Origin of the sequence: Halocatena salina, from assembly GCF_023115355.1 — an archaeon.
Classification (GTDB): domain Archaea; phylum Halobacteriota; class Halobacteria; order Halobacteriales; family Haloarculaceae; genus Halocatena; species Halocatena salina.
Genome location: NZ_CP096019.1, coordinates 1,551,829 through 1,569,247, shown reverse-complemented (window position 1 = coordinate 1,569,247; position 17,419 = coordinate 1,551,829). Strand labels below are relative to the sequence as shown.

At 58.0% G+C, this 17,419-nt stretch carries 18 protein-coding genes; 6 read left to right on the top strand and 12 right to left on the bottom strand.

The features are described 5' to 3' along the window. Positions 1-10 precede the first annotated feature (10 nt). Entirely contained in the window at positions 11-709 is a 699-nt protein-coding gene (locus MW046_RS08045) for an archaeal proteasome endopeptidase complex subunit alpha (protein ID WP_247992601.1), read from the bottom strand. Then, the gene (locus MW046_RS08040; protein WP_247992600.1) at positions 709-1,332 is read right to left on the bottom strand and encodes an Ntn hydrolase family protein; all 624 of its coding nucleotides are present in this window, start codon (positions 1,330-1,332) and stop codon (positions 709-711) included. The genes MW046_RS08045 and MW046_RS08040 overlap by 1 nt, the downstream gene beginning before the upstream one ends. Positions 1,333-1,512: 180 nt before the next feature. Here MW046_RS08040 and MW046_RS08035 point away from each other — a divergent pair, with 180 nt between their 5' ends. From MW046_RS08035 to MW046_RS08020, 4 genes are read left to right on the top strand one after another with little or no spacing between them, the layout of a single operon-like run. Then, positions 1,513-2,061, top strand: coding sequence for a hypothetical protein (locus MW046_RS08035; RefSeq protein WP_247992599.1), 549 nt, complete (start codon positions 1,513-1,515; stop codon positions 2,059-2,061). Positions 2,062-2,112: 51 nt separating this feature from the next. Then, a complete protein-coding gene (locus MW046_RS08030; protein ID WP_247992598.1) occupies positions 2,113-2,931 on the top strand; it encodes a lipoate--protein ligase family protein in 819 nt (272 codons plus the stop codon). Between the two features lie 48 nt (positions 2,932-2,979). Beyond that, positions 2,980-3,810, top strand: coding sequence for a deoxyribonuclease IV (locus MW046_RS08025; RefSeq protein WP_247992597.1), 831 nt, complete (start codon positions 2,980-2,982; stop codon positions 3,808-3,810). Positions 3,811-3,814: 4 nt separating this feature from the next. Next, positions 3,815-4,639 carry a class I SAM-dependent methyltransferase gene (locus MW046_RS08020; protein ID WP_247992596.1) on the top strand — a complete coding sequence of 275 codons (825 nt, stop codon included), beginning with the start codon at positions 3,815-3,817 and terminating at the stop codon, positions 4,637-4,639. Here MW046_RS08020 and MW046_RS08015 read toward each other — a convergent pair whose 3' ends face one another. Further along, entirely contained in the window at positions 4,640-6,403 is a 1,764-nt protein-coding gene (locus MW046_RS08015) for a cbb3-type cytochrome c oxidase subunit I (RefSeq protein ID WP_368411319.1), read from the bottom strand. Between the two features lie 152 nt (positions 6,404-6,555). Next, positions 6,556-6,972: a DUF6789 family protein gene (locus MW046_RS08010; RefSeq protein WP_247992595.1), complete on the bottom strand. Its 417-nt coding sequence runs from the start codon at positions 6,970-6,972 to the stop codon at positions 6,556-6,558. 107 nt (positions 6,973-7,079) lie between these two features. On the opposite strand from MW046_RS08010, the gene MW046_RS08005 reads away from it, so the two are divergent. After that, complete coding sequence (locus tag MW046_RS08005) at positions 7,080-7,718, top strand: rubrerythrin family protein (RefSeq protein WP_247992594.1); 639 nt, start codon at positions 7,080-7,082, stop codon at positions 7,716-7,718. A 142-nt stretch (positions 7,719-7,860) separates the two neighbouring features. Here the strand turns inward: MW046_RS08005 and MW046_RS08000 are convergent, their stop codons facing one another. The 8 genes from MW046_RS08000 to MW046_RS07965 form a co-directional block, all read right to left on the bottom strand. Continuing rightward, positions 7,861-8,412, bottom strand: coding sequence for a hypothetical protein (locus tag MW046_RS08000; RefSeq protein ID WP_247992593.1), 552 nt, complete (start codon positions 8,410-8,412; stop codon positions 7,861-7,863). Then, the gene (locus tag MW046_RS07995; RefSeq protein ID WP_247992592.1) at positions 8,409-8,672 is read right to left on the bottom strand and encodes a hypothetical protein; all 264 of its coding nucleotides are present in this window, start codon (positions 8,670-8,672) and stop codon (positions 8,409-8,411) included. Before MW046_RS07995 ends, MW046_RS08000 begins: the two co-directional genes overlap by 4 nt. A gap of 245 nt (positions 8,673-8,917) precedes the next feature. Then, the gene (locus MW046_RS07990; RefSeq protein ID WP_247992591.1) at positions 8,918-9,985 is read right to left on the bottom strand and encodes a DUF8203 domain-containing protein; all 1,068 of its coding nucleotides are present in this window, start codon (positions 9,983-9,985) and stop codon (positions 8,918-8,920) included. 466 nt (positions 9,986-10,451) lie between these two features. Continuing rightward, complete coding sequence (locus tag MW046_RS07985) at positions 10,452-11,030, bottom strand: DUF7090 family protein (protein WP_247992590.1); 579 nt, start codon at positions 11,028-11,030, stop codon at positions 10,452-10,454. Positions 11,031-11,123: 93 nt separating this feature from the next. After that, entirely contained in the window at positions 11,124-11,903 is a 780-nt protein-coding gene (locus MW046_RS07980) for a DUF7089 family protein (RefSeq protein WP_247994746.1), read from the bottom strand. A 694-nt stretch (positions 11,904-12,597) separates the two neighbouring features. Continuing rightward, positions 12,598-14,139, bottom strand: a complete 1,542-nt coding sequence (locus MW046_RS07975) for a tryptophan--tRNA ligase (RefSeq protein WP_247992589.1) — start codon at positions 14,137-14,139, stop codon at positions 12,598-12,600. Beyond that, a complete protein-coding gene (gene endA / locus MW046_RS07970; RefSeq protein WP_247992588.1) occupies positions 14,136-15,170 on the bottom strand; it encodes a tRNA-intron lyase in 1,035 nt (344 codons plus the stop codon). Before endA ends, MW046_RS07975 begins: the two co-directional genes overlap by 4 nt. Before the next feature lie 57 nt (positions 15,171-15,227). Continuing rightward, the gene (locus MW046_RS07965; RefSeq protein WP_247992587.1) at positions 15,228-15,725 is read right to left on the bottom strand and encodes an endonuclease NucS domain-containing protein; all 498 of its coding nucleotides are present in this window, start codon (positions 15,723-15,725) and stop codon (positions 15,228-15,230) included. 108 nt (positions 15,726-15,833) lie between these two features. Here MW046_RS07965 and MW046_RS07960 point away from each other — a divergent pair, with 108 nt between their 5' ends. After that, complete coding sequence (locus MW046_RS07960) at positions 15,834-17,405, top strand: right-handed parallel beta-helix repeat-containing protein (protein ID WP_247992586.1); 1,572 nt, start codon at positions 15,834-15,836, stop codon at positions 17,403-17,405. Positions 17,406-17,419: the final 14 nt, after the last annotated feature.

The following is a 17,419-nucleotide window of genomic DNA, read 5'->3' as shown; positions in this document are numbered from 1 at the left end:
CTCGCTTCCCTCACAGGAGATCTTCGATTTCCTCTCGATCAAGCGTTCGGTAGCCGTCGTCGTCGATAACGGCGACAGCGACGGTTTCGGGATCGTCTTCTTCCTCCTCGGTGAGCACCGAAACGGCCAGTGACGACGCCGCATCGAGCGAAATCTCGGGATCGTACTCCGATTCGAGCGTCTCCTCGATCTCGTCACTGTTGCCACCGATCGCGGTCGCTTGCCACTCGTAGGACGTGCCAGACGGATCAGTTTCGAACAGTTGGGGCGTTCCATCGACGTAGCCGCCGACGAGAAGCGCTGCACCGAACGGGCGGGTGTGACCCGCTTGTGTGTACTCTTGGACGTGCTCGCTTACCTCGCCCGTGAGCTGTTCGGGGGTAATCGGCTGATCGTAACTGAGCTGTTCGATCTGAGCGGTCTGACGCGCCTCTTCGACGAGTTGCCGTGCATCGGCGACATGACCGGCGCTGGCGACGCCGTTGTGCTCGTCGATCTGATGCAGTTTCTCGATGCTTCGGGCTTCGAGCAACGACGATCGGATTCGTCGTTCCGCGACGAGCACGACACCGTCGGTCGCTCGCACACCGACGCTCGCACCACCGCGTTTGACCGCCTCGCGTGCGTACTCGACTTGATACAGCCGACCATCGGGGGAGAACAGACTCGTCCCACGATCGTACGCCTGACGGTCGTCTTGTCCCCGCATCAGTGCACCTCCTCGCTGGTACTGTCTATATCGATCATCACGTCCTCGGAAGTAATACGCGCAACTGTGATACCATTACCGCTTGCGGTATCGCGCTCGATCGCGCTCTCGACCGCTTGCGTGGCGACCGACACACCTTCTGAGAGGGTGAGTTCCTCCTCGTACAGCCGTTCGAGTGCGCCCGTTGCGAGTTGGGTACCGCTGCCGCTCGCGGTGTACGTGTCCTCGAGAACGCCACCCGCTGGATCGATCTGGAACACGCGCGGACCATCCTCGTCGACACCACCTAACAGCGGCATCGATCGCGTGCCCCTGAGGAGTCGACCGGCCGTTCGAGCGAGTGCGTCCATGCTCATCGACTCACCGCGGCGCGCTTCGTACAGATTCGCTGTGCTCCGGAGCTGTCGGATGAACGCCTGTCCAGCACCGACAGAACCGGACAACGTCACCGCCGCGGTCGGATGAATCCGTTCGATCTTGACCGACTGTTTGTTCGAGACGAACTGGCCACCAAGACTGGCCCTGCGATCGGCCGCGAGCACCACCCCCTCGGTGGTGACGAGACCGACCGTCGTCGTTCCCGTTTTCTGAACGGTCATATCCTGTCCTGTTTCTGTTTCCATACGGGGAATTGGAACTCGGGCCGAATAAGCGCTCGCTAAAACATTCCTTAGCCGTGATGCCACACGCCTCTCGATCATCAGAGAGGAGAATGGAATAGAGCATATTCCGTTTGTAACTATGAATATCGGTGAGATAATAACGTATATATATGGAAACCAACTGCAGTAAAATACGAATCAATGATAGGGCGGGACGGTGTCTTACTTCAGGTAGGAACCATCAGCGGGATACTCGGACTCGTGCTCGTCGCTGGACTAGCGATCGTAGTGGGACGGTACGGTGTCTCGTTCGTGTCTCGTGGTGCGACCCACGAAACGGAGGTGGACAACAACGAACTGGGGTTCGACTTCACGAACGAGGACGTCCAACAGCTGTTACGCGACGACGAGGAACTCTTGGCGAACCTCGACGGACTGATCGCCAACGATATGGCCCGTCTCGTGTACGAAGACGAAGAAGAATCACACTACATCGTGATCGATATCTGGTGGAGTCAGATCGCTAAAGAGCTCGGGTACGAAACACCCACGAGCAACGATATGGGGGCGTATTTCATCACAGTAGCGACCACATCGGCCTATCAGAACCACTCCGAGCGCGTCGGGGAACAGCCCGAGATAGCGAACAATAACGGCGGAACGTCCCCGTTCGTCGTCGAACACCGAGTCGATCGGGAGGAACCGGGGTTACCTGATACTCAGACCGAACGTACGTTGGTAAACGAGTAATCGTTTACTATGAACGGTCGCTCTTTTGTCGGTACCCTCCGAAGGGCCGGTATGACCGATGTCGACCGCACCGAACGGGAGTGGCGGTTAGTCCGTGAAGAATCATTGCCCGGGCCGCTGTGTATGGCGCTCGATGTAGTAGCAGCAGAAACGGCCGCCGACGGTGGTCCACGAACGGTTCGGGTGTATCGATGGCAGCCATCCACGCTTTCGTTGGGTTATCACCAACGACCTGAAGACATCGATTGGGCGTTTTGTGAACGAGAAGGGATCACGGTCACCCGTCGACCGACCGGTGGCGGAGCGATCTACCACGACGAGCACGGCGACATTTCCTATTCGATCATCGCACCGGCTGCTGAACTTCCGGGTGATCTGATGGCGAGCTACGAGCGGCTCTGCCAACCACTGCTCGATGGTTGCGCTGCGATGGGTGTAGCCGCCGATTTCGCTCACGAAAGCGCCGATGCACTCCACGAGCCAGCCTGTTATCTCAGGGATATCCATCCGGCACACGACATCATCTACGAGGGTGGTAAACTCAGTGGCAACGCCCAGTACCGACGACGTGACAGCGTGATCCAACATGGATCGCTCACCTATCACGCGACACCCGAACGCACCCGCGCGTGTTTTACCGATCCGGACGTTTCGCTCGATCGGATCACGGACCGTATCACTGCGATCGACGAGCACAGCGACGTCTCTCGAGGGGAGGCGGTGCGAGCACTCGAAGACGCGCTCCAGAAGTGGGCCGACGCCGAAGTGGGAACGTGGACCGACCAAGAGCTGGAACGAGCCGAAGAGATTGCCACCGAAAAGTTCGGTGCCAAAGCGTGGAACCGTACCGGTGAGGACCCCATCGCGTAGGATTCCCGAACTCCAAAGCCCTATCCTCACCGGCCTGAAAGCACGAACATGGCACGAATTGGAGCACATGTCTCTATCGCTGGCGGCGTCGACAACGCGGTAACGAACCAACTCGACGTCGGCGGTAACTGCGGACAGATCTTCACTCACTCGCCACAGGTGTGGCAAGATCCGAACATCGGAGCGGAAGAGGCGACCCAGTTCCAAAACGGGACCGCCGAACAGCTCGCGGGACCGTGGGTCATTCACACCTCGTATCTCGTGAATCTGTGCACGCCCAAAGCGGATCTCCGCGCGAAGTCGATCGACAGTTTACAGCGAGAGATCGATGCGGCACAGACGCTCGATATCGAGTACGTGAACGTGCATCTGGGAGCTCACACTGGGGCTGGCGTCGAAAACGGACTCACCAACGCTGTGAGCGCGCTCGATGAGCTAAACATTCCCGACGACGTGACGGTGCTCATCGAGAGCGATGCAGGCAGTGGAACGAAGCTGGGTGGAGAGTTCGAACACCTCGCAACCGTTCTCGACCGCTCGAAACAGGATCTGGATGTCTGTCTGGATACGGCCCACGCGTTCGCAGCGGGATACGACCTATCGACCGAAGACGGCGTGAACGAGACCGTCGCGACGTTCGATGACGTCATCGGACTCGAACACCTGCGGTGTATCCACCTCAACGATTCGAAACACGGGTGTGGCACGAACAAGGACGAACACGCCCACATCGGCGAGGGACGGATCGGTGTGGAGGGAATGACGGCGATCGTCAATCATCCGGAGCTTCGCTCCGTGCCGTTGGTGCTCGAAACCCCAACCGAGAACGGGAAGGGTTTCGAATGGAACATCGACCGGGTCAAAGAACTCAGGACCTAAGATCGTGCGCCGCTTTTCCGCCGACTACCTTGAGGAGACGAGACGCGGCATGTGGGACCACTCCCGAGCAGCGCTCGCTCCGCTCGAACTCGAAGACCGAGAGCTGATCCTCGATGTGGGGTGTGGAACGGGCGAGCTGTCAGCAGTGCTGTCGGAGGAAACGGATGGAACGGTCGTCGGCGTCGACCGAGACCGCCAGCTCCTCGAAGAGACGACCGTTCCGACGGTGCGCGCTGATGCGACCGATCTCCCGTTCGAATCGGGAATCGCCGATCTCGTGGTCTGTCAGGCGCTGTTGATCAATCTTCCAGATCCGAGCCGCGCAATCGCCGAGTTCGTTCGGTGTTCGACGGACCTCGTGGCCGCGATCGAACCGGACAACAGCGCTGTCACCGTCGAATCGACGGTCCCCCTCGAACGCGAACTGGCTACCCGGGCACGCACGCACTACATCCAAGGGGTGAACACCGACGTCACGCTCGGAACCGTTCCCGAACTCCTCCGGAGCCACGGCCGACCGGACCGAGAAGTGACCGATATCCACACGCGACGATACGACCACGTCCGAACGATCGAACCACCGTACGACCGACGCGCGGTCGAAGCCGCAAAGCGAAAAGCGACCGGATCGCGGATCGCACAACAACGCGAAACCTTACTCGCCGGTGGCATGGGTCCGGACGAATACGACACGTTCCGGTCCTCGTGGCGAGAGATGGGTCGGTCGATCGTCGATGACATGCAAAACGGAACGTATCGACGAACGGAAACAATTCCGTTTTACGTCACTGTTGGCAAAATAAAGCGGACGGAGAGACGATCGTCGTGACTACTCTTCTCGGAACCTCTGTCTGCGCTCTTCGAGTCGTTGCTCGAACCACTGCCATTCGGGTGTGAACTGATCGATCGGTTTGAGGTTCCAGACGTCAGCGTCCAACACGACAGGACCGATGCGATAGGACTGGATCATGTTGTACAGCCAAAAGATGACGCCAGTGAACAGGATGAACGCACCGATAGAGGAGACTTGTTGAAGTTCGACGAACTTCGAGGGATATGTCGCGTATCGACGGGGCAACCCATCCATCCCGAAGATGAGCATCGGCCCGAACGTGGCTATGACCCCGACGATACTGAGCCAGGCGTGGACTTTCGCCAGCAGCGTATCGTACATCCGGCCGGTAAGGATGGGATACCAGTAGTAGCTCGCAGAGAAGGCGGCGAACGTGATAATCCCCATCACGATGAAGTGGAAATGACCGACCACGTAGTAGGTGTCGTGAACGAGCATATCGACCGGGATCGACGCGAGAAACACCCCAGTCACGCCGCCGATGATGAACATCCCAACACCGGCGACACAGAACAACATCGGCGCGGTGAGTCGGACGTGGCCGTCCCACATCGTCGTCATCCAGTTGAACGTTTTCACGGCGCTCGGAATGGCGATCGCCAACGACACCGCCATGAAACTCAGTCGGACACGAGGGTCGATCCCTGTCGTGAACATGTGGTGTGCCCACACACCAAAGGAAAGCACGCCGATAGCCAGCGTCGAGTAGACGATAAACTTGAAACCGAACAGCTTCCGGCCCGAGAACTTCGGGAGGATGAGACTCACCAGTCCGAACGCCGGTAACACGAGGATGTACACCTCAGGATGGCCGAAGAACCAAAACAGGTGTTGCCACAGTAACGGCCCACCGCCGTCGACAGCGAAAAACGTCGTCCCGAAGTTCCGATCCAACAGCAGCATGATCAACGCGCTGCCCAACAGCGGAAACGCGAACAGGACGAGACCGCTGGTCGTGAGCATCGTCCACGAGAAGATGTCGAGTCTGGCCCAGGTGACGTCTTCCGCGCGACCGGTGAAGATCGTGACGAGGAAATTGATCGCTCCGAGGGTGGTGGCGATGCCGCTCAGATGCAATCCAAGCAACATCAGATCGATCTGTGGATTCACCATCTCCGCTGTCAGCGGCGTGTACATCGTCCAGCCCGTTGCCGGTGGTGTCAGGGCGAACAACGACGTGAGTTGGATGTTAATGGCTGCGAACGCTTTCGCTATCACCTCAGTGATGAGTCCCGCGCGGACGAGCAGATACGCCGGCGGCAGGACCCAGAACGCGATCGCGTTGATCCGGGGATAGGCCATATCGTCGGCCCCGAGCAACAGCGGGAGGAAGTAGTTCCCGATACCGAAAAAGGCCGGTGTAACGAAAAACAGCAGCATCGTCAATCCGTGAGTGGTAAACAGGGCATTGTACGTTACCGGATCCCACGGTCCAGCCGTCGGCGTCAACAGCTCCGTTCGGATCATCATCGCGTCAGTCCCACCCCAGAGGGCAGTCGCCGTCGCAAACACGATGTACAAGATTCCGATGTCCTTGTGATCGACCGTGGTGAACCACCGGAATAGCCCGCTGGGCTTCTCGGTCTCCATCTGTTCGGCTGCCTCACCACCGACAAAATGCCCTCCGTCCGGGAGTGCAAGCGTCGGCGGCCACCCGTTCCGAAGGGTGAACGCCACAGCGACAGCAAGTAGCAGTCCACCGACGAGTACGAGGCCCGAGAAAGGAACTGTCGGTAACATATGTGGTGAAATCAGTGGCGGAGGATACGTCTCCACGATAGAAATAGGTGGGTGGTATCGGTGTTATTGTTGATTTTTCGTGTTATTATACATCACAGGGACGGTAGTGGATTGGGCACCGAACGACACGGAACGGTGTGCTGTCGGATACACTACGTGGAGTCCCGGAAATAGGTGTACACCGCGCCGAGGGTGAACCCGTATGCGAGATGCGCTATCAGGGTCAGTCCGGCGTACACGATCACGAGCGGCCAGCCGATCGATCCGCGGCCGGTGATGACGAACACGATCCAGAGCGCGACCGCGAGCACGATCCCCCGTTGAGCGGGATCGGGACCGCCTGGGATGTACGGCTCCAGCGCGACGAACAACAGGGGCCACGCGAACACGCCAGCAGCCACAAACAGCACGAATCCGATGACGACGTGTCCAGGCAGTCCGACGAACCGGGCGATCACGTCGAAGATCCGGATCTGGCTCCGTGTCTGCACCTCGGTCAAGATCATCAGCAACGACAAGATGGCCGTGCCGGCAACTCCACCGGCGACGGCACTGAGCGGACGGTTCATGTCGGAGTGAAAAACGACGGCCGCCATCAAAAGACTGACTTCCGACGACGTTGGTCGAACACCGCTGTGCCAGAGGGTACAAGCAACCCGCCCAAGTAGAGAGACGTATGACAGGTTCGGAGTTTATCGAGACTGTCCGAGATCGAAACAAAACCGCGCTGTCGCGGCTGGGTTCCTCGAAGGCGTTGTACGCCGACACCGAGGGCGAACTCGAACCGGAGGCGGTGCTCCGGGCGGTTGCGACGGCCGAACACGCTGCGATGGAGACGTTCGCGTCGTGGGGCGACGAGGAAAGCGGAACGGCCGCCGAGACGTTCGCCGAGAGCGCGAGCGAAGAGCAAGATCATTATGAGACGGTCGCCGGACTGCTCGACAGCCCCGACGACGATCACGCTCCCGAAGAGACCGTTCCGGCGATCCAGTCGTATCTCCGCGATCGAGAGGAGACGGTCGAACGGATCGGTGCCTTCGTCGGGCGGACGATCGCTGCGGAGAAATCCAAAGAGCAGGTGACCGCGTTTTTCGTCGGGCAAGCCGATCCCCAGACTGCGGGGACGTTCCGAGAACTGAAATCGGATCTCGAAGAACAACTCGACCGGGCGAGCACACTCGTGGAGGCGTACTGTGAGACCGACGAGGAGCGGGAGCAGGCGCGTGAAGCTGCCTCGGGCGCGATCCAAACCGCCTACGAGGAGTACACCGATCAACTCGAATCGATGGGTGTGAACCCTAAGCCTGTTTGCTGAACCCCCACTTTTTTTACGCTCGGGTGAGCGAAGCTCACCCTCGCGCAAAAAACCTGGACTAAAAAAAGCCGCGAGCTTCGCTCGCGGAGAGTGACCTGCCCGCCCCGCCTCCGCAACGCACCGCTCCGTCGCCTTTGTGTTCTCAGTCGTCGGCGTGGACGACGGGCGGCTCGCCAACGACGCGTGCTACGTCGGGGTAACAGGCCCGTAGTCCATCGAGATCCCCACGCTGGCGATAGTGACAGTATTCCGCCAGCGCCGTGACCAACGCGGCTGGGGCACTCTTCGCCTCGGGTTGTTCGGTTACCTCGGCTGGCTCTCGATCGCTTTCGGGTGTGTACACCGACTGGGCAACGGTGCCATCACGCTGCTCGTGGTAGCGCACCCGACCGCCGTTCTCGAACCACCCGGTGACGACCAACTCCTTTGCCGCGTCGTAGCGCGTGACGTTCGCAATCCCGGGCAAGTCGTCGTACTCCGTCCGTGACCGGCCAAGTCCGGCCGTCGCTAGTATCCCCTCGATCTGCGTGGCGTGCGCACAGCCCGTACTCCGACACGGTCTGCACCAGACGCCTTGCCCCACGTCCACGATGTGGTACAATTCCGCTTTCGAGATTGTCCCTCGATCCTCCACTGTTGAGAGGTTCACCGACTCGCCCAGCCGATCCCAGAACTGAAACACCGGTAACGTCATCGGCGGCCCTCCAGCAGTGGACACCCCATCCGATGCGCGTACCGCGACTGAACCGGCCGCCCACAGTTCCGACAGCGCTGGCGCTGTTTGTTTTTCTGATACGATTCGACACCGTTACATGTCTCTGTTGCGTTCCCAATCATGGGTTTCTCTGTCGTGAGAACCCAGCGTCGGGTGGTATGGACACCCGGCGCGTTCAAGACGAACGCACACGCCCCGCGGCGCACACCGGCGTTCTCGTTTATCGTTGCCTCCGCCATCACACATAAAGGTACTGATGAAATGAATAATATCGTGTCGCACTGACAACTGGTCTTGTCGGAATCCTCGCTGACTAACAAGATTGATGTCTGACCTACTTGGTCGATAGTAGCTGGGTGGCTTAAACACAAAATTTTTATGCAGGTAAACCCATACTTGACGACAGAGTCTTTGAGAAAAGGCTAATTCCTTGGGTCTCCCGCCGGAGACCCTGTACTAATGTTCTTTGTAGTTGTTACGCTGTTTACAGAACTAATTCAGGAGGAACCTCACTGGATAAGTATTCTAAAGCCTCTGTTCGATCAAGAACTTGCGCTGAATACTTAGAGTTCAATTCTTCATAATCAGCAAACGAGTCTGATGAGTTGTCAAGACAAATAATCAAATCATCACCTGATAAATGGTTGCGATCATTCGATTCGTCAAATAGCTTTACACATCCAGAGTGTTGTTGGGCGTATAGACACCCATAATCAAACAGATCTAACGTTTTCAGCCTGTCTTTAGATAGCCCATTCCCTGTATAGAAATGAACTGTCGGGTCTGGTCTGAGTAAATCAGTTCGGACATCATCCGTCTTATAAGGTACAATTTTATCTAGGTCGTCTTGGCGAACGCTTTCAGTTTCCACGTAGGCAGGGGTATCATCTTGTATATATTCTTGAATTTCTTTTCTTCGTAGTGGATAGACCTCTTGTTTTAACAATCCGGTGACCAAATCGGCCATCGAAAGGGCAGGATAAGTCATGTCACCATATGGTATCGCATCGAATCTGTCACAGTAGTCACCAACCTCTTCATATGCTCTACATACGCGTCCCGAAAAGTCGTCCGTAAGGACCCTAGTGTATGCTGAACCGCTACTGCTGTATCGTTCAAAGTATTTCCATATCGATATAATATCATAATATTGGAATAATATGTTTTCAACAAAGTCATGTGATATCACCCTCCGAAACTCATTATCCTCATCCCCATATAATTCCACCCAGAAAGGTTGAAAATATGTTTCTGTCACGTAGATCGTGTCTAAAGCATCTATGGATAGAAGATTCAGTACAATATCTTCCCTTGCTTTTTCTTGCTTCCATAGAGACACATATCTATTGATGAGTTTATCTTTGATTATCGGTGTCGGAGATTTTATCCCGTACTTATCTATTTTATCTTTTATTATCTCAAAATAGGCTTCGTTGAATTCATCTTGATCTTCAATAGCGATCGCTACCGAGATCGCGCTAAACCCATTAGGGTGTTGATCATGAAAATCATTCTTAGTAGCGTCTGATGCGATAACTCCCTCAGATGTCATTATCTGCTATTCTGAAACTGATTAAATAAGCATTTGGACGTTGAGTTCGTACGATAATATATTTCAGAATTCTATATTCATGCAAATAGATATTAAACGATGTGATTGAACGATTCAAATGAGCCACCGCGCCAGACACCCACCCTCTATTCAGTACATCTTCACCCAACCCATCAATAGAACAGTTTTATAATATAATATTCTTTTCAACAGTAGATACTCTTAGGACGATATTAAGACATCAACAGTAGGTATTACCAGTATGTCATTAACTTAGATCTTCTGTCCGTCGATCAGACCACACAGCACCGAGAGATCACCGTCGCAAGCGATGCACTCGCGGAAGCGGAGCTGTGCGGCGGCGGAGCGGGCAAGACGCAGCACCGCCAGCGAAGCTCGCGGCCTTTTTTCCCCACGTTTTTTGCGCGAGGGTGAGCGAAGCTCACCCGAGCGGAAAAAAGTGGTTTTAGAACTCGCAGCTCACGGTGCCGTCACCGTGGAGATCGATGATTCCATCGAACAGCTCTCTGTACCCATCAAGTACGTCTTGGGAGTGGACCGCGCGGGCGACGTGGAAGAGACCGACAGCGTCGTGGGTGTCGATGAGATCCACGATCTGCTCGACTGCTTCGCGGGTGCGCTCCTCGTCGGCGTAGTACGCCATCTCGGTGACGGAGTCGATGCTGATGCGCAGTTTCCCATCGTGGGTTTCGAAGAACGTCCGAATGGCGTCGATCATGCCGTCGAGATCTTCCGGAGAAGGAACGTACCGAACGTTGCTGCTCGACCGCCGGGAGTAGCCCCGTTCGATCGACAGGGTATCGAGGATGACGGCTTTCGACGCATCGACGTCGTAATGATCGAGTTTCTGTTTGACCTCGCGCGCGGTCGTTCGCGTCGAAAGGATGAACAGGTGATCGGTGTCGGTTTTGAAGAAATCAGTGTCGAGTCGATCGGTCTCTCCGGTACTGGTGTGGAGAAGCATGAGACAGGTTCCGGCTGGAACGGTCTCAGGTGCGTTCTCGATGGCGAGGCGATAATCCATAATATCGTACCCAGCCGGGGCACTATTAACTTTTCAGGAAGCGTGCAGCACTCACCAACGAGGAACGAAGGGGAAACGAGGTCCTGATGTGGATCAGTCAGGAAGCTCCTCGAAGGTCTTTCTAGCCCACACGATGGCGTATTCGGGACCGCTTTCCCGGTAAGCTGCCGTATCGAGCGCACCGAACGGCGTCGGGAGATCACACCCGTGTTTCAATGCGTTGCAAGCGAGCTCTGCGGCCGCAGCGAAGCTGGTTTCGCCCGTTGCGACCTCCGATGTCAGCCCGGATAGCCGAGGGGTGAGCCGCTCACCAGCATCGCGCCACGCGGCGTGAAGTGCCGGGATGGTCTCCGCCCACGCTTCAAAGATCGGTCGGGTGTGGAGTCCGAGGTACGCCGCGTACAGGGCAGTCGCCAGCTGATACGTGTCGGCCGGTGAGAGCGGCGTTACGGTGTCTAACGTGGAATACTCCGAGCGGAAAAACCCGGTGAACTGCTCGGGAACGCCGAGCCCGGCCTGCACCAACGCCTCCGCGATGAGAAAGTCCACGAACGAATCTGGTGATCCCTCCATCCGGTTTTTGACGAACACCGTGGGCGGCGTCGTCTGTGTGGTCCACGTCACGCCGCCGTCGCCGGGGAGACCGATCGTGAAGTCAGGGCCAACGTACGCGCGGAGCTGCTCGGGACAGTCCGAAGGCAACCAGTCGTCGGGATGAGCGACCGGGTCGAGCGCGTCGACGAGAAGGCCGAGTTCCTCGGCTTGCGTGGAGGGCAGCGTCTGAAAGTCGGTCGTGTCGACGACGAGCGCCTCTGGCGCATGCTCGTCTCGGACGGTCGTGAGCGGTTCGGAGAGATCACGAGCGGTGAACATCCCACTCACACGGCAACGACCGCGATGATTGCGAGCGCGGCCAATGCGGAGCCACCGACGGTACCAATGACGATCTCTGTTGCAGTGCTCATACGTGTATACGGGTATCTCACCGACGAACGTTTAACCTTGTTGTGTTACCCCACGAATGCGTTACCGCTACTCGTGAGGGAGATACGAATAAAAAAGTAAGAACCGCGCGGCCTTAGTCAGTTATACCCGAAGGGGATGTTTCCGTCATTATCCTTCAAGTATCCAACCGCTCGTTCGACGCTCACGAGGCGGATGTTATTGCGTCCGCCCCCGCCGTAGCCTTCGATCGGGGAGGACGCGTTTTTGAGCATCTCGTTGATGAGGGTCTTGCCCCGTCCTGCTCGTGTGAGGGCAGGTATTTGTCGACAGCGCTGTCGATGGTAGTCTTGTTGCTACCGATGATGAGGCCGTCCAAGAGCGTTTTTTCCACGATTCGGTTCCGTATCGTTTGGTCGTGCATGTCTGGGCATCTCACCCAAGTCAGCCAACTATCGAAAGGATGGCTCACAGAGCGTTCGTCTCAGCTTATGAATCCGTTCGAGTGACCGCCGAACGCGAGCGCAACGGCGACATACCACTCTAAACCGACCGTCAGCGTCGCTCCGATCCATCATAACGATGCAAATATGTAGTTGGGATTGCATCACCCGTTCGTCGACACCTACACGTCTACCGCTACGTCCAGCGATTCGAGCAGTTCCTCGGCTTCCTCGCGTTTCTCTTGGTGGTCTTCGAGGAACGCTTTCATCAGCTGTGCGGCTTGTTCCTTACAATCACCACAGAGGCGCTCGCCGTTGACACACTCATCATACACCGTTTTGGCTAGATCGTCGTCGTCACCAGCGAGCAGGTAGGCGTACAGCTCGTATACGGGACACTCATCGGCCTCGCCGCCGAGTTTCCGGTGGAGTTCGGCGGTTTCTCGTCCTGCTGTGGTTGCGGCGTTGACTTTATCGTACCCGTCTTCGGGATCGTCGAGCAGGCTGATGTGGCTCGCAGGAACCGAGGATGACATCTTGCCGCCGGTCAAACCGGTCATAAACCGGTGGTAGATCGAGGAGGGCGGATAGAAGCCGTAGCCGTCGTGTTCGATCTCGATCTCGCGGGCCAGCTCGGTAGCCGCCTCGCGGGAGTACTCGAACGCGTCGATGTGACCCTCATACACACGCTTTTCGCCGTCAATCGCGTTGATGAGCGCCGTGAACGCATCGTCGCTGGCGTTCCGATCGAGAAACCGAACGCGGGGTCGAATCGGTTCTTTGCCTGCCGCCCGGAGGCTTTCTTCGAGATCGGGTGCGTCGCGGTGGTCGGCGATCCAGTCGGCGGCCTCCACACACCGGATCGGCTCCTTCGTATCCCCACCACCGAGCGCCTCGTAGGCCGCCTCGATGAGTTCACGCTCCTCGGAATCGGCCTCGAAGCTCGCGTACGCCTTGGTAACCTTGAACGACCGCATCCGAGCCGCGAGATCGCGCGCGAGCCGAACGTGTGGATCCTGATCGGGACCCACGGGGATCACCGTCGGTTTCGGCTCCTCGAGTTGGGGATAGAGGATGTCCGCCATCTGGGTGACGACGCTCTGCATGTGAGAGACGTCGGTCTCTCCATCGAAGCCATAAATCGCCTGTAGCTCCGAGGCGTTCGTTTCGATCCCCAATTCGAAGGCGAGATCCTGTACGGCACGGTTCTCCGATTGGCGGTACAGCGTCCCCTCCTCGGGATCGAATCCGAGCGCGAGCAGTGAAAGCAAGTAATCACGGGCGTGCTGATCGATCTCGTCCCAGTCGAGTCCCCGAGCGGAATGAGCTTCGAGATCCGCGATCAATCCGTAGGCGTCGGCCCCCTGCCGTTGGTGCCAGATGATCTCATCGAAGACGAGCTTGTGACCGATGTGTGGCTCACCGGTCGGCATGAATCCCGACAGGACGGCCGCCTCCCCCGTCGCTAACCCGTCGAGCACCCGATCGTACTCCCGGTGGCCGAAGATGACGCCCCGTCGCATCAGATAATGAGGGCTGGAAACGTCGGGCAGCACCGACTCGAACGATTCGATACCGAACTCCGAAAAGAGTTGCTGGTAGTCTTCAACGGTTGCCGATCCCCACGGGTCAAGCGTGAGATCGTCTGCTTCAGCCGTTCCGGAGTCCATCTCGGTCGTTCGTTCGTCGGTGTCCCGTTCGGAGTCGTGATCGTGCTCGCTCATGGTGTGAGTCGACGGATCGACCGCCAGTCTATTGCGCCTGTCGCGTCGGTCAGCGCAAAAACCATTCGTTTGCGGACGCCGTGAGCCAACCGGCCGTCGAGCGCGAGGTCACGCGGTGAGAAGGCGTGATTCCGAGAGACCACCCTGATGAGCTGTTCGGAGTGATCGAGTTCGTCGATGTGTTCAATGCTCGCGTACGTTCGGAAGTCGGCACCGAACTTGTATCCGGTTTTGGGAACCACGCCCTGCTCCCGAAGCGTACTGTAGACGGCCCAGCGGCGATCGAACCGGTCACCCTCGACGACTCGCCCACGATCGACGATGCCATCTAATCCCGCATCGATCCGAACGATACCGCGATCGGCGAGATGGGCCGCCTCAACGAGCGAACACTGGATCGACATCGACGGCTCTGAATCGGACGACATGTCGCGTGCATCCAGTGGTTGGCCGTAGAACGCGCGTTCGTAGAGCACCGTGGGGGCGTCCCACAGCACGACGCGATCAGCGAGCAACATCCCGGGAACGTCCTCGGGAAGGTCGTGGTCGGTCGAACCGGTCACGTCGGGGGTGTCGACCGAGAAGTAGGTGATTTCGCTCTCTTCGTCAACGACTGCAAGCGTCTCCGTGAGTGATGACGCCGGTACCGACTCGCGCTCACCGACCACCCGGACGCGGTACTCCGTGACACCATCCCACGGACCGTTTCCCCGCGGATAAACCACGAAATCGACGTCGTCAGTCGCATCCGATCCGACCCATCCATCACGCGCCGGCGACAGATAGAACCCCCGCTCTCTGAGATCCTTGTACACCAGAAACCGAACGAGTGTGTCCGTCGTAGCGAGGAAGGACCGAAATCCCATCCCGTCAACCGCTTCGAGATCACCGCGAAAGAGGAGATGAGCCGCCTCGACGGGCGAGAGTGCGAGGGCGTCGCCGCGCGGATGGCCGTACCCCCGACTGTCGTAAAACTTCTCGCGGGCGGGGGACGGAACGTGTACCGTATCGCCCTCCATCGAACCGTGCATACATCTATTCACGGAGCGACGGACAAAGCGGCTGTGGTTGGTCATCGAGCGTGTGGCTCATCCCGACCGCCCACACCGAGGATCGAGGCAGCGAACACCCGTGGAGTCGATGCGGATCAACGGCAACCCACACGTACACGACCGATCGAGTACGGTGGCCACTCGATCGATCGCGTATCGATCACCGGTCGTTACGTCCACGACCGAGTCACGACGCCGAACGTATCGACCCATCCTGTCCGCCGTATCCGACGGCCCGACAGGGATACCGGCGATGCCGACGGAATACGCGCCCCTTTCATCGAGATGGTGGAACCGAACGGTGAGACGTTGGTCGCCGTCGACAGCGGTAATCCGTGGTTGCCCGTCGTGGTCGATGTCGACCGACGTGGCGCGGGTCAGCCACACGGCCGGAGAGTAACCACCGCGATCGTGGACGAGCACCGTATCGTCGGGTTTCACCAGCGCTACGACGTGCCCACAAGCCGTCCGGTCCACCGGCCCATCGTACTCTGCCGTACATTCGCCAGCGTACACACGAATCTGATCGGTCATTAGCGGCGTTGGATCCGGCTTCGCGTATAAACCTTCAGAGTATCCACGGAAGGAGTGCCCGAGACGCCGGGCCACAAAACCCTTGTCCCCAACAACGAGTGTTCTGTCATGACAAAAGGACAAGGATACGGTAGGCGAACGGTGTTACGTGGAACGGCGGTCCTCGGTGCGGGATCGCTCGCTGGCTGTTCGATGTTTTCGGAGGAGACGCAGTCCACCCGATCAGCAGAGCCACTGCGGGACGCCCCTCGATGGATCGGACCGCTGGAGGCACGTCCAGAGAGCGGCGATCGGGCTGGTCACGAGTATCTCGTCGACCGGGGGCCACAGCAGGGGACGCTGTACATCTGGCGAGACGATAAGTGGCGCCGGATAGACGAACACGCCGAGAGCAGGGATCGATTCGCCGCCCAGTCCGCAACCGACGGGAGTGGAACACCAGACGATCCGTGGACGCTCGAAAACGACGTGGTACCGGAAGGAGGCGTGGTGTATTTCCAGCCGGGAAACTACACCGCTTCGGCGTTGGCAACGCCTCCCGCTACTGATTATGAACAGACGGCGGTGTATCTCAGGGGCGCCGGCGTTCGGACCACCACACTGACTGACGACGCCACCGACGGATCGCTCATCACGTTTCAGAGCGATTCGTCGGGCAACTTCGGTGGCGTCAGCGACATGAGTGTGCTAGGTCACTTTCCCGATAAAAACAAACGTTCGAAGGGGCATCTCATCCACGGAACGGGGAAAGTCATCGATACGCTGTATGAGAACCTCATCGTCCGGTATTCTTGGGGCGATGGACTCCATCTCGAAGCCTCTACTTCGGGAACGCGGCTCCGCAATAGTTGGATCGAGAACAACTTCGGGTGGAACGTGTATCTCGGCGGCGGAACGCGGCTGAAACTCTCGAATTTGCACATCGTTTCCGGAAAGAACGGTGGGATCTATCTCAGACCGAGCTACAGTCAAGTGTCGGACGTCTCGATCGTCAACTGCTCGCCCGGTCTGGAACTCGCCGGAGCCAACAACACCGTCTCGAACGTGTACGTCACGGACGCAGAGGAGGGACCCGCGATCCGGGAGGGCGACGTGACCGGGAACGTGGTCGGCAACACGACGATCAAAAAGTCCGCAGTGGGCATCGCTACCGACGGAACCCGATCGCAGTACACGAACGTCGGCGTTTTCGACGCGAAACGGGAGGCTATTCGGCTGAACGGCACAGGCGTGTCAGTGACCGGTCTGACCGTCTCGGGATTCGGGAGCGCATCGAAAACGCCGGCGATCGACTGTTCTGGCAGCAATTGTCGTCTCACGGGCGTCTCGCTCGCCCAGTCGGACGGAAAGACTGTGGCGGCTCGGATCTCGGGGTCGCACACCACGCTGTCGAACGTCGTTTGTCACGGCTCGAAACCGTGGCAACTGATCGTGGACAACGCGGTCGAAACGGTGCTCGATTCCGTTCAGGGCGTCACGTTCGGGACCCTACAAGACGGGGGAACGCGAACGCTGCTCAACCGACAAGGGACGAACGCGGGTGATCCTCGGTCGACGGGCGAATGGAACGGACACGGCGGCTACGCCAGCGCGATGGGTGCCACAGTGTGGAACACGAATACGATGCCGTGGACCGCGTTTCGGGCCGACGGTGCAGGAAACTGGATCCGGACGGGGTAGTCACATCCGGAGTG